A 23129-nucleotide genomic window follows, 5' to 3' on the forward strand; every position below is an offset into this window, starting at 1 on the left:
TCTCAGTGCGCGCCCGGGGGTGCGGTGGTGTCCGCCCCGGGAGTTCGGCGGGCGAGCCATTCGGCATCGGTGAGGGCGTAGATCACGGTGTCGCGCCAGCCTGTCCCGTCGTGGCGGTCATGATGGAACGTCGCTTCTTTGCGCAGGCCGAGTCGTTCGCAGAGAGCCTGGGACGGCTCGTTGGCCGTGTCCACCGACGCGGCGATCCGGTGTGCGCCAAGGCCCGTGGCGAGGTCGAGAAGTGCGGTGGCCGCCTCACGGGCATACCCCTGTCCCTGGAAGTCCGGGTGCAGGACCCACCCCACCGCGACCTGGGCGTGGGCGGCACTGGTGAGGATGAGGGTGAGATCGCCGATGACCCGGCCCTCCCCTCCGCCGCCGATGCCCGGTTCGCCGGGCAGCACGATCGCCAGGGCCACCCCGTCCCCGTCGGCGGCCAGGGCGCGCTGCTTCGTGCGCAGCTCGGTGTGCTCATGGCTGGCTTCCCGGTCGCGCAGGGGCCAGGGCAGGTAGGCCACGACCTCCGGCAGCCGCTGGTAGGCATGGATGTCGTCGGCGTCCCGCGCGCGGATCGGCCGAAGGACGAGGCGAGCGGTCCGGATGGGGGATACGTCCAGCGCGGCGAGGTCGAAGGGCAACAGCAGTTTTGGCGGGGTGCCGCCATGGGCCGTCGTGTTCATGGATCTCCTGTTGAAGAGGCGCACAAGGTGAACCCCTCCCGACCCTGCCACCAATGATCGATTTGATCCATTTAATACTTCTTGGGATGCCATGAAGCGCCGCTTATGTCGTTCCTGCGGATGCCGGTGATCAGCGCAGGTGTACGGGGACTCGCATCCAGTCGTCGGGCATCCCGGTGATCGCCCGGCCGCTGGTCATGCGCAGTCCCGCGGCGGCGCAGCAGTAGGCCACGGCCTGGCCTTGATAGAGGTAGGCGGCGAGGATGTCCTCGGCGGAGCCGTCCGGAGAGACGATGCCGCCGCCCGGGTGCGTGTCCCGTCGCTCGATGACGCCGTCGCGGGCGACGCTTCCCTGGTTGCCGCTGCGGGGGTTGGCGTACAGCGCGTGGCAGACGGTGCCGGCCGACAGGCGCTCCAGGACGCGGTTGCCGCACGGGAGCGACCCCCATGGCTGGCTGACAACGCATCCGCCGGGCACTTCGGTGATGCCGACGGTGGTGCGGGAATCCATGCTGGACCACAGATCTTCGGCGCCGTCCTCGTACGCCTGCTCGGCCTCCAGCCGCCGTACGGCCTCGGCCATGCTGATCCCGGCGACACACACCAGGCCCAGCCCCTCGTACTCCAGTTCGCCCAGCGCGTCGATCAGGCGCCTGGCCTCCGCCACGGCCGCGGTCTCGGCGGTGGACAGACCGGGTCGTCCCGGCGGGAGGCCGAAGCGGCCGGGAGTGGGGGTGGCCAGGCTGAGCCGTCCGGGCGTCCAGCCGGACATCATCGGCCGCCACGGGTCGGCACCGGCGGCCAGCAGGGCGAGGACGCCCGCGTGGGTGTCCGCGCCGGCGTCGAGGTGGCGGCGGATCAGGCGGAGGTCGGACCAGCCGTTCCGGCCGATGCCGGACCAGGTCGTGCCGCCGGTGGCCATCATGCTCACTCCTTGAGGGGACGTACGGGATGAACGCCGTCGATGATGGCGTACACGACCGACAGCTTTCCTTCGCCGGTATCAGGACAATGCCCGGCGAACGTATGCGGGTGTTCGGCGGGTTCCCTGCCGCAAGCCGTTAACCAGCGGTTTTATGGGTAGCCGCCGTGAGAGAATGCTCGTCCTTCGCCGCATCGAGAGGGGTGCACATGGCCTCCGAACCGCCGGGCTCCCGTGTTCCGCTCGGGGCGGAGCCCGCCTCGCTGTTCTCCCGGCGTACGTTCATCGCGACGGCGACCGCGGTGACCGTCGGCGGGGTGGCCGTGGCGAGCGATGTGGTGCCGGAGCCGTCTCCGCAGGCGACCGGGGCGCCGGTCAGCGGTCGCGTCTCGCTGGTCGTCAACGGCGAGGGGCGCACCGCGACGATCGACAACCGCACCTCGCTGCTGGACCTGCTACGCGAGCGGTTCGGGCTCACGGGCACCAAGAAGGGCTGCGATGCCGGCGCCTGCGGGGCGTGCACCGTCCTGGTGGACGGCCGCCGGGTCAACGCCTGCCTGACGCTGGCGGTGCGGCTGGAGGGCGCCGAGGTCACCACCATCGAAGGGCTCGCCCCGGGCGGGGACGACGAACTGCACCCGTTGCAGCAGGCGTTCATCGAGCAGGACGCCTTCCAGTGCGGCTACTGCACCCCTGGCCAGATCATGTCCGGCATCGGCTGCATCCAGGAGGGTCACACGCGCTCGCCGGGGGAGATCCGGGAGTGGATGAGCGGGAACATCTGCCGCTGCGGCTGCTACGTGAACATCGTCAAAGCGGTCGAGCAGGCCGCCGGGACGACGTGAGATCCGGCTCCGATGCATCCTTTCTCCTACACCAAGGTCTCCGACCTCGCCGGCGCGCTCGCCGCCGGGCGTCGTGGCGGACGCTATCTCGCGGGTGGCACCATGCTGGTCGACCTGATGCGCGAGAGCGTCGAGCGTCCCTCCGTCCTGGTCGACATCAGTGCCCTGCCGCTGGGTGAGATCACCGCCACGGCGGGCGGGGGGCTGCGCATCGGCGCACTGGTACGGATGGCCGAGGCCGCCGCCCACCCCTCGGTACGCGCCGCCTTTCCCGTCATCTCGCAGGCACTGGAGTCGAGCGCCTCCGCCCAGCTCCGCAACATGGCCACCATCGGCGGCAACATCATGCAGCGCACCCGATGCCCCTACTTCCGCGACGTGACGGCGGCCTGCAACAAGCGCGAACCCGGCGCGGGGTGCGCGGCGCTGGGCGGGTTCAACCGCGCCCATGCGATCCTCGGCGCCTCCGAGCACTGCGCCGCCACACATCCCTCGGACGTCGCCGTGGCGTTCGCGGCGCTGGAGGCGAACGTCCACCTGCTGGGCCCGGACGGGGAGCGCAGCGTCGCCCTGGCCGACTTCCTGCTGCCGCCGGGCGGCACCCCGCAGCGGGAACAGGCCGCGCGTCCAGGGGAGCTGATCACCGCCGTCGAGATCCCGGCCCATCCGCGCCCGCTCCGGTCCGGGTATCTCAAGGTACGCGACCGGCAGTCGTACGAGTTCGCGCTGACCTCGGCGGCGGTCGCGCTGCACCTGCGCGACGGGGTGATCCACCAGGCGAAGGTGGCCGCCGGAGGCGTCGGCACCGTGCCGTGGAAGCTGCCTGCCGTCGAACGCCTCCTCATCGGCGAACGGCCATCACAGGCGCTGTGGGCCGAGGCCGCCGAGCGGGCGGCCGACGGGGCTCGCCCGCTCGAACACAACAGGTTCAAAATCGAACTGCTCAAGCGCACCGTCGAACGCCAACTGCGCGTCGTGGGGGATCTCGCAGGAGGCACAGCATGAGCCGGCGAGCCGTCGGGGCGCCGCTGTCCCGGGTGGACGGGCGCCTGAAGGTGACCGGACAGGCGAAGTACGCCGCCGACCACCCCGCCGACGGGGTCGTGCACGCCGTCATCGTCGGCAGCACCGTGAGCCGCGGGCGCATCACCGCCGTCGACACCCGCGCGGCCTCGGCCCTGTCCGGCGTCCTGAAGGTGATCAGCCACCGCAACGCGCCCAGACTGGCCTACCACCGCAATCCGAGCTCCAACAACCCGGAAACCGGCGAGCGGCTGCGCGTCTTCCAGGACGACAGGGTCCGCTTCCGGGGGCAGCCGGTCGCGGTCGTGGTGGCCACGACGCCGGAGGCGGCCCGGCACGGCGCGAGCCTGGTCGTGGTCCGCTACGACGCCGAACAGCCGTCCACGGACCTGGCCGGGGCCCCCGCGAGCGCCCCCGTGACCTACGCGCGCGGCGACGCCGACCTGGCCGTGGGGTCCGCCGCGGTACGGCTGGAGATGACCTACCGCACCGCCCGCAACCACCACAACGCGATGGAGCCGCACGCCACCATCGCCCGCTGGGACGGCGGCCGGCTCACCGTCTGGGACAAGACCCAGTGGGTCGTCGGCACTCAGCGGGAGCTCGCGGCCGTGTTCGGCGTGGAGCTGAGCGCCGTGCGGGTGATCTCGCCGTTCGTGGGCGGGGCGTTCGGCAGCGGCCTGCGGGCCTGGCCGCACGTCACCATCGCGGCTCTGGCCGCGCGCATGGTGGGCCGCCCCGTCAAGCTCGTCCTCACCCGCGGGCAGCTCTACTCGGGGACGGGTTACCGGCCCGCGTACGAGTATCGCCTGCGCCTGGGCAGCGACCGGCGCGGCCGGCTGACCGCGATGGTCCACGACATCAGGGCGGAGACCTCGTCGTACGAGGATTTCAGGGAGAACGTCCTCGCGGCCGGGCAGACGCTCTACAGCATGCCCCACGTCCGGCAGACGTACCGGACGGTGCCGCTGGACGTGAACACCCCGCTGTACATGCGCGGCCCCGGTCACGTCACGGCGGCCTACGTCATCGAGTCGGCGGTGGACGAACTCGCCCACGAGCTCGGCATCGACCCGATCGAGCTGCGCCGGCGCAACGAACCGGCCGAGGACGAGTCGAACGGGATGCCGTTCTCCACCCGGCGGTTGCGCGAGTGCTACACCGTCGGCGCCCGCGAGTTCGGATGGGAGCGCCGCGCCCCCGAACCGCGGTCCACGCGCCGCGGAGACTGGCTGATCGGCATGGGCATGGCCGCCGGCGCCCACGGCACCGTGCGGAACCCGGCCCAGGCCCGGGTCGTGCTCGACGCGCGCGGCACCGCGCTGGTCGAGGCGGCGACCAGCGACATGGGCCCCGGCACGTACACCTCCATGACCCAGATCGCCGCCGACGCCCTCGGCCTGGCGGTGCGGGCCGTGGAGTTCCGGCTCGGAGACTCCGGCATGCCGCGGACCCCGGCGCACGGAGCCTCGCAGACCACGGCGAGCGTCGGGTCCGCCGTCCAGGACGGCTGCGACAAGTTGCGGCGCCAGGCGATCGAGCTGGCCGTCGGGGACCGGCGATCGCCGCTGCACGGCGTCGACGCCCGTCACGTCACGGTCAGCGCCGGCCGGCTGCACGTCACGGCCGACCCCGCGCGCGGCGAGACCTACCAGCGGCTCCTGGCCCGGCACGGCCGCGCCCGCCTGGAAACACTCGGCCTCTTCGAACCGGGGGAGTCCCGCTTCTCCACGGCCGCCTACGGCGCGACGTTCGCCGAGGTCGCCGTGGACCACCGGCTCGGCCTGGTCAGGGTGCTGCGCATGCTCGGCGTCTACGACGCGGGGCGGATCATCAGTCCCAAGCTCGCCGAGAGCCAGGCGCTCGGCGGCATGGTGGGCGGCATCGGCGCCGCGCTGCTGGAGCGTACGATCACGGACCACCGCGACGGCATGATCGTCAATGCCGACCTCGCCTCCTACCTCGTCCCGGTGAACGCCGACGTTCCCGACCTGCGGGCCATCTTTCTGGAGGGCGCGGACCCCGAGGCAGACCCCATCGGCGTCAAGGGCCTCGGCGAGGTGGTGCACATCGGCGTGGCGCCCGCCATCGCCAACGCCGTCTTTCACGCCACCGGCCGCCGCGTCCGCGAACTCCCGATCACAGCCGAAGCCCTGCTCTGACCGCGACGACACCCTTCAGTATGTCGAATACCTGGCAAGCATGGCTTTGCCCGTAGGACAGTTACCGGCTACCTGACCAGGTAAGCCCTTCCAGCAAGGCCGTGGATGCCCAACCCCGGCCGGGGAGGTCGAGACATGGTCCGCTTCTCAGCACGCGCACTAGTCACCGGTGCGTTCACGATCGCATTGAGCACGCCCATCGGCGGCGCGCTCGCCGCGACCACACCGGCGGCCCCGCCCGCCGGAAAGGCAGAGGAACTGAACCCGCAGACCCGCAAAGACCTGGAGCAGTCGATGCGCGGCGAGGCCTTCGCCAATGCCTCCTACCTGCTCTACGCGGCCCAGGCCCAGCGGGAGAACCTGCCGTCGGTGGCCCGGCTGTTCGAGCGCACCGCCGAGGTGGAGTTCGGCGAGCACTTCAAGGAGGAGGCCGCACTCAGCGGCCTGGTACGCGGCGACGCGGAGCACCTGCGGGACGCGATCAAGGGAGAGACCTACGAGTCCCAGACGATGTATCCCGGATTCGCCGACCAGGCCAAGGCCGCCGGCGACACCGAGGCGGCCGACCGCTTCGCCGAGATCGCCCGCGACGAGGGAACGCACGCGCAGGCGTTCGAGACCGCGCTTCGGGCCGTCGAATCCGGCACGGGCACCGTCCCGGCGTCACCGCAGGTCAAGCCGGAGGAGGTGCCGCAGGGCCCGCCGGCGGTCAGCGCCGAACAGACCAAGCGCGACCTGGACACCGCCATGCACGGCGAGGCGCTCGCCTACGCCAAATACCGGCTGTACGCCGAGAACGCCAAGGATCCCGCGGTGGCGCGCCTGTTCCGCGGCAACGCCGACGTGGAACGGCGCGAGCACCTCGCCGAGGAGGCCAAGCTGGCCGGGTTCGTCGGGACGACCAGCGACAATCTGAAGACGGCCATCGCCGGCGAGCGGTACGAGTCCCAGACCATGTACCCGACCTTCGCCAAGCGTGCCACGGCGGCGGGCGACACCGAGGCAGCCGACCGGTTCTCGCACAACGCCGAGGACGAGGCCGGGCACGCCCGCGCCTTCCAGCAGGCGCTGGATCGGCTGCAGCCCTGACAGGGCCGCACCCGCACGGGACGGGGACCGGGGCCGGAGGGCGCCGCAGGCACCCTCCGGCCATCCGTACGCCGTCGATCGCACCCCGTGCCCGTTGCCCCGGCTCCGGGCAGGAAATCGTCGATTGCCGAACGGGACTTTGCGGCGCGTTGACCGAGCGCCGCCCCGCGTGGGGCAGAGGGACAGGCAGGCCACTCGGAGATCACCCGGAGGCACGGTGATGTTCACCCGACGGGAGTTCATGCGCCTGGCGGCGGTGACCGCGGTCGCCGGAGCGGGCGAAGCGGGGACGACGGCTCGCGGTCTGCGCAAGTACGTCGACCCCTTGCCCCTCCTGCCGGTGGCCGTGCCCGACACGTCCGGCCATCCGGGCCGCGACCACTATGTGATGACCATGCGGGAGCGTCCATGGCGTTTCCACGCGGACCTGAACACCACCGCCGCCTGGGGCTACTGGGCCTCCGACCCGTCCGGCCGCGCCGCTCCCGCCGGGCTCGGCTGCCTCGGCCCCATCCTGATGGCCCGGCGGGGCCGGCCGTCGATCGTGCGATACCGCAACGAACTGCCGACCCGGCACCTGCTGCACCGCGCGATCGACCAGACGCTGTGGCGGCACGTACCCGGCGTGCCACCCGATCCGCCCGGCGGCCGTCACATGGACATGCCGAGCGACCTCACCGTGTGGAACGTCGTGCACCTGCACGGCGGATGGAACCCGCCGCAGTCGGACGGCAACCCGGTCGCCTGGTTCAGCCCGCAGGGCCGGCACGGCCCGCTGTACGCCACCCTGCCCGGCGCCGCGCCCAATGAGGCGATCTACGCCTACGGGAATCGGCAGCGGGCCACCATGCTCTGGTACCACGACCACGCGATGGATCTCACCCACCTCAACAACTACGCCGGCCTGTCCGGGCTCTACGTGATCCGGGACGAGGCGGAAGAGGCGCTCGGTCTCCCGCGGGGCCGCTTCGAGATCCACCTGGTCCTGCAGGACCGCACGTTCAACCGGGACGGATCCCTCTCCTACCCGGTCAAGGGAGTGACCGACTATCACCCGATCTGGTCCCCGGAGTTCTTCGGCGACACCCCCGTGGTCAACGGCAAGGCCTACCCCTTCCTGACGGTCGAGCCCCGCCGCTACCGGCTGCGCCTCCTCAACGGGTCCAACTCACGCTTCTACCACCTGTGGCTGGGCGACGGCCGGATCCGGCTGCCGTTGTGGCTGATCGGGCTCGGCGGCGGGCTCCGGGGCGACGCCCTGCGCACCACGACCCTGCTGATGGCCCCGGCCGACCGCCTGGACGTCATCGTCGACTTCTCGACCGTCCCCCGCGGCCACACCGTCACGCTGATGAACGACGCTCCCGCTCCGTACCCCGCCGGGGGTGGCGGGCCGGCCATCCCGCAGATCATGCAGTTCCGGGTGACGGAGCCATTGAGCCGCCGCGATACGACCACGCCGCCCGACGAGCTGGATCTGCCGCCGCTGGAGCGGCTGCGGCCGGACAGCGGGACGTACTGGCGCGAACGGGTGCTGACCGAGACGACCGACCGCCACGACAACCCCATTCACCTGCAGATCAACGGCCGCTACTTCTTCGAGCCGGTGGACGACTTCATCCGCGAGGGCTCCACGGAGATGTGGGAGTACATCAACACCACCGAGGACGCCCATCCCATGCATGTGCACCTCGTACAGTTCCAGATCCACAACCGGCAGCGGTTCCAGGCGGAGCGATACCGGGCCGACTACGGGCGGTGGCTCGCGAAGGGCCGCCCCAAAGACCACAAGCCCCAACTGGCGCGTTACCTCGTCGGCCCGCCCCTCCCTCCAGAACCCGAACAACAGGGCTGGCGGGACAGCTTCATCGCCTACCCGGGCATGGTCAACAGGATCATCGCCCAATACACCAAGGCGCCGCCGATACCCGGGATCGACGGCACCGGCACCACGTTCCCCGCCGACTACATCCACCATTGCCACATCCTGGAACACGAGGACAACGACATGATGCGCCCCTGGCAACTCGTCAGCTGACCCCTCGACCACCGGCGGCGCGAACGGTGCGGCAGTCCGTCACCCCTGGCCGGCCGGCGGTCGGAGATGGGGCTGTCGCGGGCACCTTGGGGCATCCCAAAAGGCGGCAGCCGCAGGACGTCTCGTCCTGCGGCTGCCTGGTGTCGTACCGGGCTGACGACGGATCAGTCGGCCGTGGTGTCCCAGCCGTAGTCGGGAAGGTCGAAGAAGTCGTCACCGTCCAGAGTGTCGGCGCTGCCGGTGGCCAGCCCGTTCATCAGTGACTCGATCCCGGTGCGCACGGCTTTGACGAACATGCCCTTGTGCTTCTGGCCCAGATCGTCCTGCTGGCCGCGTACTTCGAAAAGGACGGTGCCGGTGCCGTTCAGGGCGAACGCCGATCGGCCCTGCCCGGCGTACTCGCGGGTGTCCGGGTGGAAGTAGCGGCCGACGGCTGTGAGCGGCGACTGAGCGCCATAGCTGGCGATAAGTCCGTTGTAGACCGAAAGCGCGTAACGGCGGGATTTCTCCTGATCGAGAGCCGGCCATTCCGCCTTGTAGGCGGCGCCGTCCTGTACACCGAGGGGCGGGTAGTCCAGCGAGAAGGTGATGAGGTCGCCGTCCTGGGATCCGCCGGTGAGGCGATCGCACGGACCCATGTGGTGCAGGTCGACATAGGCGTCCACAGCGCCCTTCTCCCGGCGCAGGTCGACGTACACGTCTCGGATCGCGCGCGACTCCGGAGCCAGGAAGAATCCAGCGTCGGTGTCCTCGCCGGGCAGGTCCGCGGCCCGCGGCACGTAGTCGAGATCGGGGTTGAAGTCCCGGTTGAGGTCGTAGCCCGGAAGGTCGATACCGTCCCCGCGCAGGCTGTGGTACCAGGCCCTGGGCGCGCCTTGCAGCTGCGGGAACGCGGCCACCGTGTCGTCCCACGACAGTACGTTGATGCGCCGGTTCAGCTCGCCGCCGTCAGGGTTGACCATCGGCATCGCGACCAGCGTGATGTCCTCAAGCAGTTGCGTCGTCCGCGCGTCGCCGCCGCTGCCGAGATCCTTGAGGATCGCCAGCAGTGCCTCGGTACCGGTGCGCTCGTTGCCGTGGATGGCCGATGTGACCAGCAGAACACGGTCACCGGTCCCGACGCGGGCTGCCCACAGCGGCCGGCCTTGTGAGGAATGGCCGACGACCTCCACATCGACACGCCCGCTGCTGGTCCGCTCGATCTGCGCCAGCGCGTCGCCCACCTGCTCGTGGTTGGACCAGCCCGACCAGGAGGGATCCTCCTGGGTCTTGCAGTTTCCCGGCCCTTCCTCGTCCAGCGCTCGCGCGGGCGAGGCGGCGACGATCGACGCTGTCAAAGCCATCGCTATTGCGGCGGCGACCATGCTCGTCCGGCCATTGAAGTACCTCGGCGTCGGGCTTTCCGCATTCCCCTCGGCTTTTCCTGGAAGCTTTTTGCGCAGATGCACTACTGCTCCTTGCATTCATTAACCGGACCGCCAGGACCTGCCGACGCCCCTGGCGGCAAGTTACCAATGACGTTTCCATGGCGTCCTCGCCCGGAACAAGACCGGAATGCTGTCAGTTTCCTGAGTGTTCGGGAGTCCCGGCGCTTCACGGTGCCCGCGACCGGTCCCTGATTACGGGGCTTCCACTGCGTGGAGAGTGCCGCGGAAGCCTCCGCCGGCGCGGCGCCACGTGCCGCAATGACCTCGTTCATCTGCAATGATGTCCCGCGGCACACCCCGAGATACCCAAAGAAGATGACGGCATGGTGCCAATTGACTACTCACTGTGACACTTGTCAGACTCGTTTGGGTTTGTTACAAGAGTCATTGCGACCCGCGCCGGTCGTGTTGTTGCAGGAACGAAGGAAGGACGATTTATTCCGCCTCGCCTAACCAGGGCGACCCTGACGCCCACGGCCCTATCCGGTTCATACGCATTCGGCAGCCACCGGCTACGGCAGCGGCGCGAGGAGCAGGCAGTGTTCTTTCGATAACCCCTTTCCGCCCTTCATGAGGGCCTTCTCCAGTTGGCGCAGCGCATCGGGAACCGGGTTTTCTCGTGCGCCGGGACCTCGCAATCTCAAGTGGTGGTGGAGTGCGGCCTGAAATGGTTCCGCCGCCGCTGACGTACACCGAGAAGGAGACTGTTTTGTTCACAAGACGACGGGCAGCTGTCGTTCTGGCCACCGTCATGAGCCTCACGATCTGGGGAGCGGCCACGGCGTCCGCTGCACCCACGAAGCCGGGTGGCCCCTGGGTCCAGGACTCGCAGCAGGTCTCTCTCCAGCGACTGCACACCTACGATGAGCTCACCACCGCGCTGCAGCGCCTGGAGCAGCGCTCCAAGGGCGCGATCGACGTGGAGTCGATCGGCAGGACGCACGAGGGCCGCGACATTTGGACCGCGACGGTCGGCACCGGACCGACCAAGGTCCTCTACATCACCCAGCAGCACGGCAACGAGCCCCTGGGTACGGAGGCGGCGCTGCAACTCCTGCAGCGCATCGGCGCCTCACAGGCCAAGTGGGCCACCGACGTGCTCGACGACGTGACGCTTCGGATCGTCGTGCGCGCCAACCCCGACGGCACCGAACGGTTCCAGCGGCAGAACGTCGACCCGGACTGCTCCGGCGCCTTCTGCCGGGCCGGAGTGGGATTCGACATCAACCGCTACCACGACCCCGCGATGTCCCCCGAGGCCAACCCGGTGCCGGAATCGGCCGCGATCCAGCGGATGGTGCGCTCGTGGCGGCCGGACATCACCGTGGACTACCACCACCAGGGCAGCTACCGCCAGCCGGACGGCTCCATGGACACCACGTCGATCCTGTGGCCCACCAACGCCGGAGTGGCGCCGCAGGTCATCGCCGACAGTAAGCGGGTCGCCGCCCTGGTGTACACCTCGCTGGAAGAGTACGGCTTCGCCAACGTCAGCCTCTACCCGGGCGACTCCCTCCCGGGCATCGCGCGTAACTCCTTCGGTCTGCAAGGCAGCGCGAGCCTGCTGGTCGAGCTGCGCGGTGACCTCGGCCAGAAGTCCGGCGGCTACCTGATCCGCACGGCCTACGCCTCCATGGCCGCGTTGCTTCAGGCCGCCGCCGACGGCAGCCTCGCCGCCGTCGACCCGGCGCTGGCCGACACCATCCCGGACCGTGGCGAGCCGATCGACCAGGACGACGAGGAGTGACGAACGCCATGACGAGAAGGAACCGAACCGCGTACGGTGCCGCAACGCCGAAGCTGGCCGGAGTGGGCCTGGCAGTGGCGGCCCTGCTCGTCGCGTCCCTGCCGGTGGCGACGCCCGCGGCCGCCCAGCCCGCGAACGCCCACTGCGGCACGTCCACCGGGGACACCGGCTCGTCTTCGTGGACCAGCCATGCCGAGCTGGGCCAGGAACTGCGGCGCCTCCAGGCGCAGCGCTCCGACGTTCTCGACGTGACGCAGATCGGCACGTCGAACCGGGGGCGGGAGATCTGGGCCGCACGGACCGGTACCGGCCCCAAGGTCGTGCTGGTCACCAGCGAGATCCACGGCAATGAGAAGACCGGCACCGACGCCGTGCTCTCCCTGCTGCGCGACATGACGGCCGGCACACCGGCCGCCGAGCGCCTGCGCTCGCTCGTCACGCTGGTCGCCGTGCCCAAGATGAACCCGGACGCGGCGGAGCTCGACCGGCGTGGCAACGACCGTACCTGGGCCGAGGTCGTCGCGGAGTTCCCGCAGCTCGCCGGGGCGCGGCCGGCGTGGAACTACTACAACCAGCCGCGGACGGGAGACGACTACGCGACCCGCCCGGGCTTCGACGTCAACCGGGACTACCACCCGGACCTCGACTACGTTCCGCGAGCCGAAGACTTCCCCGGCTCCTCTTCCGAGGCCGGCTGGTACATCCATCCGGAGTCGCGGGCCGTCAGGGACCTGTACAAGTCGCTGAGGGCGGAGTTCGGCGCCGTGGACACCTACGTCGATCTGCACCACCAGGGCCCCTGCGACCTGGACGAGAGCGGTGAGAACCAGGTGACCATGTCGCTGTCGGGCAAGTTCGTCGACGTGGAGAACCACCAGGAGTACAACAAGGGCTACCGGCTCGACTACTCCAAGCAGCTGACCCTGGCGGCGTACGACGGCCTGTCGGTACGCGGCCAGTCGCCGTTCGGATCGTTGACCCTCTACCCGCAGGACATCGACCTGCCAGGTACCGGGCTCGGCTCCTTCGCGCTCAACGGCTCTGGCACCGTGCTGTTCGAGGTACGAGGACAGACCCAGACCTGGGGCGCCAAGCAGCGCGGCCAGCTGATCCAGACGGTCGAGAAGGGCTTGGACGCCATCATCGAAGCCGTGGGCACCGGTGCGGTGAACCAGATCGACCCCACCCGGTACGACGACATCCCGGAGACCCAGTAGCCGGGTAGCGAGCGGCGCCGCGTGAACCGCGTGGACAAGGTCCCCGGGTCGCGGTAGCCGGTCGAGCGTCGGACCTCCGGCAATTGCCGGGGGCCCGACGCTCGACGACGGGACGGCCTGGCCAACGACCGTCAACGAGCTCTGCCGCGGCCCACCCCGTGCGATGCCGGATGCGACGCCGCGGGCATCTCTGGTGATGCTGCGGTGATGTCCATTTTGCGCAGCTGCCCGGGTGGGATGTCCGGCCGCCGGGCCGGGTGTTCGTCCCTGAGCCCGCGTGCTGACTTGGCCGCTTGGCCCGGTGGTTCCCTGGTCTGGCCGGGTGGGGTGTGTCGAGGGGTCGGTTCGCGTGACGGGTTTGGCCGTGGGGGTCGTGTCGCGGTCTTGGTAGGCCGGATGGCGCGTGTCGTTGCTCTGGGAAGGCCATCGAACGCGGCCGCGACGGTCGGCTGCTGCCGTGGAGGCGTGATCCGGGCGGTTGCGGGCGGTGTGGCGCGGGTGCGGCGGGTGATGGGCGTCGGCCGTGGACGTCTCGTCGGCGTAGTGACGGAGGCACCGGACGGGCGCGAAGGTGTGGCGCCCTGAACTGGTGCGGCGCTCCGGACCGGTGTGACGACGGGATCTCTGGAGAGCGCCGCCGGAGGGGATGCGGCGTGGTCGTCCTCGGGGACAGGCACCTCATCGAGGGTGGGAGAGCTGGCGGGAACGCCGATCAGAAGGGCGGCGAGGACGAGGTGGAGAACCCCGGCCAAGACCGTGGAAATCCGTAACGACTGGTCGCGGTGGTGACGCCGCTGGGTGGTCGCATCATCGCGGCTGGTCATCACTGCGCGAGAGTCGCTGCTGCGGCCATGTGGTGTCCTTCCGGGGTGTAATGGGCGAGCCAAATCTGTTCGATCTAGACATGGATGGTTGCGACGGTCAAGACCGCGTGCCCTCCACGGACGGGCGGCCGCGGCCACCTGGATCCTCCGACTGGTGCGCAACCGAACAGACCACCAAGGAGAACGGCGACACCCGAACAAGCACGAAACGGCGGACCACGGGGGCCAATTCCGAGATGGGGCTGAGATGCCCTTCAATGAGTTCCGCGAACGCCCGGCAGATCGGCTCGACGCCGAACTCCTCGCGATGAGCGTCGATGAAAGGCGACTATCTGGGCGAGGCCATCCCGCCGTTACGCGGACGCATCGGCCGACGACGCAAGAGGCCGGACTGCTCGTACACCGACCGCGGTGACCCGCCACGTTGCTCCTGTTCGCGCAGGCGAGGGAACAGACGCGACGCCTTCCGTGCGCGAGGTGTCAACGTCGTTGAGGCGGTTCACCTCATGGCTTCGTCGATCTGTCCGGCGATCAGGGGCTGCTCGGGCAGGTGGAGGGCCGTACCATCGCCGCTGTCACCGGCTGGCTCGCCCGGCGGGAGGCGTCCTGGCGGGCACGGGTGGCCTTCGTCGCCATCGACATGTGCACCATCTTCAAGGCCGCCGTACGGCAGGTGCTGCCGCCCGCTGTGCTGGTAGTCGACCACTTCCACATCGTGCAGCTGGCCAACCAGGCCCTGACCGAGGTCCGCCGCCGCCTCACCGTCCAGGTACGCGGACGGCGCGGCCGCAAAGGCAACCGCGAGTGGGAACTGCGCAACCGGCTGACCCGCTCCGCCGCCCGGATGCACGGCACCCAGCTCGATCCGATGGTCGATGACCTGCACGCGCTGCCGGCTCGGCTGGGTCGGCCGATCCTGGCCGCCTGGAACGCCAAGGAAGACCTGCTGGACCTGCTCGCCCTGGCCCGCACCCACCCCGACCGCAGCGTGATCGCCGATCGGCTGTTTCGCTTCTACGACCGCTGCGCCGCCTCCGGCCTGCCCGAACTCGAACGCTTGGCGACCACCATTGAGACCTGGTGGCCCGAGATCTTGGCCTTCCTGCGGACCGGCATTACCAACTCCGGCTCCGAGGGCACCAACCGTGTCATCAAGACCGTCGCCCGTGACGCCTACGGCTTCCGCAACCCCGAAAACCAACGGCTACGCACCCGCTGCGCCACCACCCGACGCAGCCGCGGGCACCTCAACCCCGCCAAACTTCGAAGAGCCGGCATACCAGGATTGGGATGATCGCAGACGGTAGAGCATCGGGCGACGCCCTCTAGCGTCAAGCGATAAGCACACCCTGTTTTAGCTGGCCCGGGTGCCCAAAATGGAAGCTTCAGCGCTCCCGGGCCGGCTCGACGTGAACCATGTTCCCAATCGACTTATCGAGGAGTAGTATCCGGGCATCATGTACGATCTTGCTGCAATCAACTACTACCTGCCTTTGCTGCGTTCCAGCTCTGTTCAGTGGCTATCCGATCGAATGTGGTGGATCTCTGTCACGCCAAAAGCTCATCAATCGATTGAGATCGACGATATCCACGAAGTTCTCGCAGGTGGGACTCCGCCAGAGGTTCGCCAAGAAGACGGATACGAACTTCCAATAACGCTGCACTGTCCGATAGTGGCATTCTTTGTCCATCGATCCGCAGGAGATGGGACGGTATCGATCCTCAACCTATCCTCTGAATCCACCTCTCTGAGAGGCTATTGCCGCGCTCTGAGCAGCGGTGCGTCGGTGCTGGGAATCGAGTGGGGCGGCAAAACTTGGGAGGCAATTACGTATGCCGAGGATGGGGATATCGTCGCGCATTTCCCCGAAGGTTTCTCGCGCGAGCTCGCTGGCGGCACCAATCCGGAAGCACTTAGCCAAGAGCTGCAATTCATCCACCAATTTTCCGAGGACGCTCCTGCTGGCGTCGTCGCGCAAAAGGCGGCGGCGCTGGCAATCCTGGAAGCTCGGTCAGGACTCCGCATAACCGAAGAGTGGCTGAATTCAACCCACGAAGTCGTCTACGTCGACGTTCCGGTCGGCGACGGCGATTCGGCACACAGTGGTGCCATCGCTTCACAACCAACTATTCCGAATTCTCCGGATGCGTGGCCGCACAGCAAGAAGTGTGGACTTCTCTTGTGGATTATTGACCTGCTTGTCACGAAATTCGGCTTTGAATGGCCGGAAATTTCAGAGGCTCGTAGCGCTTACGGCTCAGGGCATGTCCCCGAGGAGGCGCTCCACACAGAGGTCATGGACCGCACACTTCGCCTCGGTCGAGATTGGCTGGAGGCTACCAATGAATATGAATCGTCCGCTGCGAACTCTGAGTTCATGAGGTTGCGATGGAGGGCTGGGATTGCCATCCGAGTTGCGCTTAGAGAGATCGAACAGAGCGACCCCAAATTGTCTTCGCTTCAGCTTGCCAAAGAAGCTCTTGGGATGGAATGGCCGACCGTCCAGCAGCATATCCTCAACCTCTGATCTACTCTCAGAGGGCATTTGATTCGAGCATCACGAGGAAAGCCATGTTGACCGACTCATCCAAGGTGACCCGGTCGGCCCGGTCGACGGTGATGCCGTCCGACCGGCCGCTGATCCACTCCCCGGGCTCGGGTAGCGGCTGGGGATCCATTCGCCCACGTGAGTCTCGCACCGGACGCGTGGCGAGGAGAGCAGGTCCATGCAGGTACGACCGGCGACCGTGGTCAACCAGCCGCCGGGGGATGCGATGGCGTCCCGCTGCTGCCGGGACATGGCATACCAGCGGGCAGTTCGACAGGACAGTGGAGCGAACCTGTGAGGCTGGCGCGTCGCCCCACAGGTCGCCTCACCTTCCGAGATGTTGCGTTGCCGGATCAGCCAGCGGGATCACATCCCTGATGCGGCTCGTCCAGATGCGGAAGGGCGTCGGGAGATCGGTTTAGCCGCGGTTATCGGGTTTCTTCGGCAGAGGAGGTGTTGCCGGCCTCTGGGCCGACGGGGTCCCAGGTCACATGAGGCGAACCCGTCAGCGCAGTGGTGTCGAGGTACCTGGGTTCGAGGACGCGCTCGGTGAACTTCCAGCCATCCGGGGTGCGCTGGTAGCGGTCGTGGAACAGGCCGTACATGACGACCGACCTGCCGTCGCGCTGGCGACCGATCTCGAAGATGGATTCCCGGCCGGTGGCGGTGTCACCATCGAGTTGGATCGTGCCCGGGTGCACGGTCTGCACCCAGAACTCCCACGCACCCTGCAGCCGTTCGATACCGGCACGGATCTCCTTCCGCCCGGTGAACTCGACGTTGGCGGGAGGGATCCGCCACACCGCGTCTCTGGTAAACAGCGACGCGAAACGGTCGTAGTCGCCGACCATTGCCGCGTCGACGTGTTCGCCGCGCAGCGCCTCGATCTCGACGCGGTCGGCGATAGTCTGCAGATCTCTCATCGGTTTCCTCTCTCCTGCGAACGTGATGGATGACGGCATCGGGCTCCTGCCAGAGGGTGCTGCAGGGTGCGTCCGCACCAGCAGCGCTTCACTGAACGTCTAGGTCTGGTGGCTGTATCTAAAAGGGCCTGAGGTGATGGATGTCGGTGGTGTGGAGGGGGATGGGCGGCGTGTTCTGCTGGTGGTGTCAGAATCCGATGGCTTGGCGCAGCAGCAGAACGGTGCCGCGCCCGGGTGGGGTTGCGCGTTGAGGATGCGGTTGACGGCACTGGGCTGCCCGTAGACCTTCTGCGCTGGGGTCGCTTTCGAGGGGAGGGCATGCTCTTCCACACGGCGCAGGGTGGCGCTCAGGTCGGGCACCAGCTTCTGCGCGCCGGCGATCCAGATCGCGTGAGCGGCGTCGCCGGAGTAGGCGGGCAGCTGGCTTCCGCTGACCGAGGGAACCACGAGGGCACCGGTTTCGGTGACGGCGCTGACACTGCTCACGAGGTAGACGGCGAACACGAATGGTCCCCTTGTCCGTGCGAGTGATAGGCCGGTTGCGCACTACGCGAACGAGATGAGCTGCCGGGAACGTGACATGCCCGGCGTGTGATATGGGTCATGGCTCTGCCGGCCGATGCCTGAGAGGGCGTCACATCGGTTGAGCACCAGGTGCATGAGGTGGTGAAGGACGCCCATGATCTCCCCTCCTCAGAGGTGCATGTAGGAACCCCAGCCACCCCCCGGCCCCCGCCAAGCCGACCAAAGCCACTGGCCGACGGCAGCGGGGATGGGGTCGGTCGCGGAAGGCCGGATGAGACCTACTGCGGAGCGCGCGTCCCTCATCCGACTTGGGCGCGAAACGCCGCCGCTACCCCGCTATCCCCACTGTCCCGGCTGGTAGTCGGTCATGGGGGGCTGCTGGGTGATGACGTTCAGACAGTTCCAGTTGTTCATGAGGGCGATGCGGGACATGAAGACCGTCGCCTCCCGCCACACCGCGACCAGATTGACCCGCACTGACGTTTCCCCCGCGTGCGCGGCGTCCTTGGGTGCATATCGACGCAGGCGGCGCAGCCGTTGATCTGGCTCACACGCAAGGCCACCGACTCCTGCGTCACCGCGGGCAAAGCGGAGTCGTGCACGACCTTGTTCGCGGAGATGATGTACTTCGCCAGCTTGCTCGGACCGGGTTCTCGGAGGTGTTGAGTCGCGCTTCCATGATGATCTCCTCTGCCGTGTTCATTGTCACCCCAACGACGAACGAGCCCACCCCGAGGGGACACCGACGCCCGAGATCCACACGACATCCTGGTCGCCGAAGAGTTGGTCATCGCCCTTCTCAACACCAACGCCCGGCCCATCGTGACCTGGGCGGACCGCCACATAGCCGTCCGGCCGGACGGGATGATGGCCGCCCGCACCCGGCGGCGGGAGCGATGGGCGTCGGCCAGCTCCACTGTCCCGTCGGTAACGCGGCGCCACAGCGATCCTCCCGCCCGTCGGCGCTCTCCTCGGTCCACAGCGGTTTCGGCAGCCACGGGCCGATGTAGTCCGCACGCAGCCTGCGCACCTTGCGGAACTGGTCGACCGCGGCGAAACACCGTGTCACAGTGCGCGGCGCTCCAGCGTCTGATCGTAGAGCGGCCAGGCACTCCGGCCGTGGCCGTGGCCGTGGGAAGGGAACGTGCTCGATGACACACCACCAGCCAGAAGGAGGCCGCACATGAAGGTCGTGCTCGCAGGAGCGACGGGCACCCTCGGCGGCGAACTCGTGCCGAGACTGCTCGCCGCCGGCCATTCGGTGCTTGGCCTGACGCGCTCCCCCGGCAAGGCGCGCCTGCTGGAGGACGCCGGCGTCGAGACACGGGTGGTCGACGTGATGGACGAGCGGCGGCTGCTGGACGCGTTGCGCGGACATCGCGCCGACGCGGTGATCCACCAGGCGACCGCGATCACCGGCACGCCGCTGCGGCACCGGGACCTGCAGGCCACCGACGACCTGCGCGAGCAGGGGACGGCGAACCTGCTGCGGGCGGTCGAGCTGGTCGGCGCGCACCGGTTCGTCACGCAGTCGTTCTTCCTGGGCTACGGCTACCGCGATCACGGCGAGGCGGAGCTGACCGAGGACCACCCGTTCGCGCCGACCGGCCGCGGCGCCTTCGAGCGGCACCTGCGCTCGATGCGGGCCAACGAGCGGCTGGCGTTCGGCACACCGGGGGTCGACGGGATCGCGCTGCGCTACGGGCTCTTCTACGGCCCCGAGCCGGGCACCCGCAAGCTGATGGCGATGGCCTCGAAGCGCATGCTGCCGGCGCCGAGGCCATCCGGGGTCACCTCGCCCATCCACATCGCCGACGCGGCGGAGGCCACGGTCGCGGCCCTCGACCGTGGGCGGGCCGGGCAGGCGTACAACGTCGTAGACGACACCCCGGTGACGTTCGCGGACTTCGTGGCCGCCGTGGCGGAGGCGGCTGGGGCGCCGGCGCCGATCACCGTGCCGAGCGGGCTGCTGCGGCCGGCGCCCTACATGTACGCGCTCATGGCGGGCACCCGGATCCGGCTGTCCAACGAGAAGGCCAAGCGAGAGCTGGGCTGGCGGCCGGAGTATCCGAGTTGCCGGGACGGCCTGCGGCACGTGCGCCCGGCGAGCGCGTGAAGTGCCGGCTGGGCGCCACCGTCGTCGCCGCCGACACGCTGCAAGTGCACGGCTACGACCGCGAGGCGCAGCTCGCCGACGGGCGGCCGTCGACGCTGAGCATCGGCACGTACCCGGCGTCTTCCAGGTTGAGCTCCACTGGAGCGGGCTGGTCCTGACCTGGCTACACGTGAGCCCGTGACCGGCGGCGGAGCTGCCTGCGGTGCACCACGAGGCCGGCCAAAGCCAGCAGCGAGACGAGATCGAGCTGCCACCAGTTGTCCGGGCTGCCGCCGCGGTCCAGATCGGCCGCGATGGTTCACCGCGTGCAGCGTGTTGGTGACGAAGAACCCGACCAGCACGATCGACAGCACGTCATGCCACACCAGCGCGCATAAGGTGTTCGGCGGCGGCACCATGTCCAGCTCGGACGGCCGGCGTTTCCCGGTCCGCGGCAAGAGCACGACCGCCCGGGACATGACCATCCACGGCCGTGCTGGCCAGCGGCGACGACAAGGCACACGAGCGCCTGCAGCACAGCGCCGCCCAGGCAATGCGGTCGCACGCCAGCAGCCCGCCGGCCTCAGTGCCGCAGCTGCTCCGCATCGAGGTCGACGTGCCGACGCTCACTCGCGACATCCTGTCGACCTCGGTCGGGCTGCCGAGAGTACCGGTGGGCGCTCAGGTTGGTGAGATCGATCCGCGACAACTGCCGCGGCGATCCGTTACTGTTCAACGCCGGTCTTGCTGGACTGGGCCACTGGCCTCAACGTCCATGTGGACCAGGGGGACCTCTGGCGACGTTGAGTGTGCGGATAGACCCGGCGCAGGGTCACCGATCTTCTTGGCCGAGCTGGCCATGGGCCTGTGCCGAAAGGTCCTGCCAGTCGGCCCAGGTCTTGAGCCGGTCGGCGTAGACCTGCTGGAGCATCGGGTAGAAGCCCTGGCCGAAGAGCACCCGCAGGGGCGGATTGCCGGAGTCGACGATCTTCAGGAGGGCCTGGGCGGCAGCGGCGGGGTCGCCGGCGGGCTGCTTTCCCATGAGTCCCGCGAGGCGCCGGCGGAGGCCGTCGTAGATCGGGTTGGGCTCGGCCAGGTGGCCGTTGTTGAGGGGATCGGGGTTCTTGCCGGACTTGGTGGCGAAGCCGCCGGGCTCGATGACGGTCACCTTGATGCCGAAACCGGCGACCTCTTGGGCGAGGGATTCGTTCAGGGCTTCCAGGGCCCACTTGGAGATGTGGTACGCGCTGCCGAGCGGCATCGCCAGGAGACCGGCCGCCGAGGACATCTGGATGATATGCCCCGCGCCCTGCTCGCGCAGGTAGGGCAACGCGGCCTGAATGACCCACACCGCGCCGAACAGATTGGTCTCCAGCTGGTCTCGCAGGTGCTGTTCGGTCAGCTCCTCAATGGCGCCCATCTGGGCGTAGCCGGCGTTGTTGACGATGACGTCCAGACGGCCGAAGTGGCTCTGGGCCCGCTTGACGCTCTCGACGGCGGCGGCCTTGTCGGTCACGTCCAGCTCCAGCGGAAGAACCGCGTCACCGTAGGCGGCGACCAGCTCGTCAAGGCTTTGGGTGCTTCGGGCGGTCGCGGCCACCTTGTCGCCGCGGGACAGGGCGGCCTCGACGAATTTGCGGCCGAGGCCGCGGGACGAACCGGTGACGAACCAGATCTTGCTCATGATGTCTTTCCGTTCCTTCTGTGATGGCGGTTGCGCGGTGATCACCACGTGACGAGGCCAAGGCGACCACTCGTGGAGTTGTGTGCCGCCGACAGCCCGCATCGTTCGCGCGGCGTCCTGACGACCATGCGACGTCGGCAATCCGGACTTCGTGACAGTGCGGGTCATGTGACATGCGCCACCGATCACGGGTGTCACACACCGGTGCGGGCCGACGTCTAGTGCATAGAGCGCAGTCGAGGCCAACAGGCAGGAGCCGGCCATTGAACGAGCCAAGCGAGCCGACAACGGGCACAGTCGAACCGCTCGCCGGCGGCGGCCCAGTGGACTGCGGAACGGACTCCGTCACCGAGGTGTTCCTCGCTCACCGCAACCTGCTGTTCACTGTCGCCTACGAGATGCTCGGATCGGCGGCAGACGCCGAAGACGTCCTGCAGGAGACCTGGCTGCGGTGGGTCAAGGTCGACAGGGGGCAGGTGCGCGACCAGCGCGCCTACCTGGTGCGGATCACGACCCGGTGCTCGCTCGACCGGCTGCGCACCATTCGGCGCCGTAAGGAGGACTACGTCGGTTCCTGGTTGCCCGAGCCGCTGCTCACCGCACCGGACGTGGCCGAGGACGTCGAGTTCGCCGAGAGTGTGTCGATGGCGCTCATGCTCGTACTCGAGACGCTCTCACCCACGGAACGCGCCGTCTTCGTGCTGCGCGAGGTCTTTGCTATCAGTCACGAGGAGATCGCGGCCGCCGTCGGCAAGACGCCGGTGACCGTCCGGCAGATCGCGCACCGCGCCCGTCGGCACGTCGAGGCTCGCCGCCCGCGCGAGGTGGCCTCCCGACCCAGACCCGGGCGGTGTTGGAGTCGTTGCGGCGCGCGCTCGAAACCAGGGACCTGCAGGGCCTGCTTGACGTGCTCGCCCCGCAGGTCGTCCTGGTCAGCGATGGTGGCGGCGTCAAGCAGACCTCGCCGCGGCCGATCGTCGGCGCCGGCAAGGTAGCTCGCATGATCGTCGGCCGTCTTGGCAAGGCCGACGTCGCGCTCACCGGCGAGCCCACCGTGGTCAACGGCAACCCGGCACTCGTTCTCCGCGTGGACGGCGAGATCGACGGCGTCATGGCAGCCCGGGTCGAGAACGCCCGCATCACCGGCCTCTACTACGTCCGCAACCCGGCCAAGCTGACCCGCATCGACGCCGAGGTTCCACTGACCCTGCGGTGAATACCCGTGACGATCCGGCCCGCGAGCCTCGGAAACGACCTGAACCTGACGGAGGCGAGAAAGCAGGTGCTCGCCTCGCCATCCGAACGGAGGCGGCACGTCGATGACGATCCCCGTACTGCTGCACGGCGCTCCAGGGGGCCTGCCGGGGCGGGGTGGCGCT

Annotated in this window: 23 protein-coding genes; 13 read left to right on the plus strand and 10 right to left on the minus strand. The window is 68.7% G+C overall.

Features of this window, described 5'->3' with window-relative positions:
- Positions 1-2 precede the first annotated feature (2 nt).
- Together BLS95_RS43885 and BLS95_RS43890 are read right to left on the minus strand one after the other, a co-directional pair.
- A complete protein-coding gene (locus BLS95_RS43885) occupies positions 3-680 on the minus strand; it encodes a GNAT family N-acetyltransferase (protein WP_176993701.1) in 678 nt (225 codons plus the stop codon).
- Between the two features lie 130 nt (positions 681-810).
- Positions 811-1605, minus strand: coding sequence for an ankyrin repeat domain-containing protein (locus tag BLS95_RS43890; protein WP_143044129.1), 795 nt, complete (start codon positions 1603-1605; stop codon positions 811-813).
- Positions 1606-1811: 206 nt separating this feature from the next.
- On the opposite strand from BLS95_RS43890, the gene BLS95_RS43895 reads away from it, so the two are divergent.
- From BLS95_RS43895 to BLS95_RS43915, 5 genes are all read left to right on the plus strand, one after another.
- Entirely contained in the window at positions 1812-2447 is a 636-nt protein-coding gene (locus BLS95_RS43895; RefSeq protein ID WP_090945543.1) for a (2Fe-2S)-binding protein, read from the plus strand.
- A gap of 12 nt (positions 2448-2459) precedes the next feature.
- Complete coding sequence (locus BLS95_RS43900; RefSeq protein ID WP_090945544.1) at positions 2460-3452, plus strand: FAD binding domain-containing protein; 993 nt, start codon at positions 2460-2462, stop codon at positions 3450-3452.
- Entirely contained in the window at positions 3449-5632 is a 2184-nt protein-coding gene (locus tag BLS95_RS43905; RefSeq protein ID WP_090945545.1) for a xanthine dehydrogenase family protein molybdopterin-binding subunit, read from the plus strand. The genes BLS95_RS43900 and BLS95_RS43905 overlap by 4 nt, the downstream gene beginning before the upstream one ends.
- Before the next feature lie 135 nt (positions 5633-5767).
- On the plus strand, positions 5768-6721 hold the full coding sequence (locus BLS95_RS43910; protein ID WP_176993702.1) for a rubrerythrin family protein: 954 nt from the start codon (positions 5768-5770) through the stop codon (positions 6719-6721).
- Positions 6722-6941: 220 nt separating this feature from the next.
- Positions 6942-8759 carry a multicopper oxidase family protein gene (locus BLS95_RS43915; RefSeq protein ID WP_245765662.1) on the plus strand — a complete coding sequence of 606 codons (1818 nt, stop codon included), beginning with the start codon at positions 6942-6944 and terminating at the stop codon, positions 8757-8759.
- A gap of 164 nt (positions 8760-8923) precedes the next feature.
- Here the strand turns inward: BLS95_RS43915 and BLS95_RS43920 are convergent, their stop codons facing one another.
- A complete protein-coding gene (locus tag BLS95_RS43920) occupies positions 8924-10102 on the minus strand; it encodes a M14 family zinc carboxypeptidase (RefSeq protein ID WP_218136270.1) in 1179 nt (392 codons plus the stop codon).
- Positions 10103-10895: 793 nt separating this feature from the next.
- On the opposite strand from BLS95_RS43920, the gene BLS95_RS43925 reads away from it, so the two are divergent.
- The 4 genes from BLS95_RS43925 (at position 10896) to BLS95_RS54905 (ending at position 16502) form a co-directional block, all read left to right on the plus strand.
- On the plus strand, positions 10896-11933 hold the full coding sequence (locus tag BLS95_RS43925; protein ID WP_176993703.1) for a M14 family zinc carboxypeptidase: 1038 nt from the start codon (positions 10896-10898) through the stop codon (positions 11931-11933).
- An 8-nt stretch (positions 11934-11941) separates the two neighbouring features.
- On the plus strand, positions 11942-13150 hold the full coding sequence (locus tag BLS95_RS43930) for a M14 family zinc carboxypeptidase (protein WP_090945575.1): 1209 nt from the start codon (positions 11942-11944) through the stop codon (positions 13148-13150).
- 1362 nt (positions 13151-14512) lie between these two features.
- Positions 14513-15268 (plus strand): transposase, encoded by a 756-nt coding sequence (locus tag BLS95_RS43935; RefSeq protein ID WP_281250108.1) that lies wholly within the window; start codon positions 14513-14515, stop codon positions 15266-15268.
- A 163-nt stretch (positions 15269-15431) separates the two neighbouring features.
- A complete protein-coding gene (locus BLS95_RS54905; protein WP_143044131.1) occupies positions 15432-16502 on the plus strand; it encodes a DUF6461 domain-containing protein in 1071 nt (356 codons plus the stop codon).
- A 7-nt stretch (positions 16503-16509) separates the two neighbouring features.
- Here BLS95_RS54905 and BLS95_RS57250 read toward each other — a convergent pair whose 3' ends face one another.
- The 6 genes from BLS95_RS57250 to BLS95_RS60025 all read right to left on the minus strand — a co-directional run bounded on the left by BLS95_RS57250 (position 16510) and on the right by BLS95_RS60025 (position 18816).
- Complete coding sequence (locus BLS95_RS57250) at positions 16510-16653, minus strand: hypothetical protein (protein ID WP_218136272.1); 144 nt, start codon at positions 16651-16653, stop codon at positions 16510-16512.
- Positions 16654-16951: 298 nt separating this feature from the next.
- Positions 16952-17446 carry a nuclear transport factor 2 family protein gene (locus BLS95_RS43945; protein ID WP_090945548.1) on the minus strand — a complete coding sequence of 165 codons (495 nt, stop codon included), beginning with the start codon at positions 17444-17446 and terminating at the stop codon, positions 16952-16954.
- Positions 17447-17545: 99 nt separating this feature from the next.
- On the minus strand, positions 17546-17950 hold the full coding sequence (locus BLS95_RS43950; protein WP_218136273.1) for an LUD domain-containing protein: 405 nt from the start codon (positions 17948-17950) through the stop codon (positions 17546-17548).
- Between the two features lie 42 nt (positions 17951-17992).
- Positions 17993-18127 (minus strand): hypothetical protein, encoded by a 135-nt coding sequence (locus BLS95_RS59355; RefSeq protein WP_281250106.1) that lies wholly within the window; start codon positions 18125-18127, stop codon positions 17993-17995.
- 180 nt (positions 18128-18307) lie between these two features.
- The gene (locus tag BLS95_RS58555; protein WP_245765664.1) at positions 18308-18448 is read right to left on the minus strand and encodes a hypothetical protein; all 141 of its coding nucleotides are present in this window, start codon (positions 18446-18448) and stop codon (positions 18308-18310) included.
- Entirely contained in the window at positions 18382-18816 is a 435-nt protein-coding gene (locus BLS95_RS60025) for a carboxymuconolactone decarboxylase family protein (RefSeq protein WP_425434793.1), read from the minus strand. The genes BLS95_RS58555 and BLS95_RS60025 overlap by 67 nt, the downstream gene beginning before the upstream one ends.
- A gap of 338 nt (positions 18817-19154) precedes the next feature.
- Between BLS95_RS60025 and BLS95_RS43960 the strand changes: the two genes are divergently transcribed.
- Together BLS95_RS43960 and BLS95_RS56290 are read left to right on the plus strand one after the other, a co-directional pair.
- Positions 19155-20087, plus strand: a complete 933-nt coding sequence (locus BLS95_RS43960) for an NAD-dependent epimerase/dehydratase family protein (RefSeq protein ID WP_090945549.1) — start codon at positions 19155-19157, stop codon at positions 20085-20087.
- Positions 20084-20245, plus strand: a complete 162-nt coding sequence (locus BLS95_RS56290; protein WP_176993704.1) for a hypothetical protein — start codon at positions 20084-20086, stop codon at positions 20243-20245. The genes BLS95_RS43960 and BLS95_RS56290 overlap by 4 nt, the downstream gene beginning before the upstream one ends.
- A gap of 653 nt (positions 20246-20898) precedes the next feature.
- Here the strand turns inward: BLS95_RS56290 and BLS95_RS43965 are convergent.
- A complete protein-coding gene (locus BLS95_RS43965; RefSeq protein WP_245765658.1) occupies positions 20899-21918 on the minus strand; it encodes an SDR family NAD(P)-dependent oxidoreductase in 1020 nt (339 codons plus the stop codon).
- 95 nt (positions 21919-22013) lie between these two features.
- Here BLS95_RS43965 and BLS95_RS43970 point away from each other — a divergent pair, with 95 nt between their 5' ends.
- On the plus strand, positions 22014-22745 hold the full coding sequence (locus BLS95_RS43970) for a sigma-70 family RNA polymerase sigma factor (protein WP_425434791.1): 732 nt from the start codon (positions 22014-22016) through the stop codon (positions 22743-22745).
- Between the two features lie 5 nt (positions 22746-22750).
- On the plus strand, positions 22751-22966 hold the full coding sequence (locus BLS95_RS60030) for a sigma-70 family RNA polymerase sigma factor family protein (protein ID WP_425434792.1): 216 nt from the start codon (positions 22751-22753) through the stop codon (positions 22964-22966).
- Positions 22967-23129 lie beyond the last annotated feature (163 nt).

The sequence above is a fragment of the Nonomuraea jiangxiensis genome, from assembly GCF_900099965.1.
Classification (GTDB): Bacteria; Actinomycetota; Actinomycetes; order Streptosporangiales; family Streptosporangiaceae; genus Nonomuraea; species Nonomuraea jiangxiensis.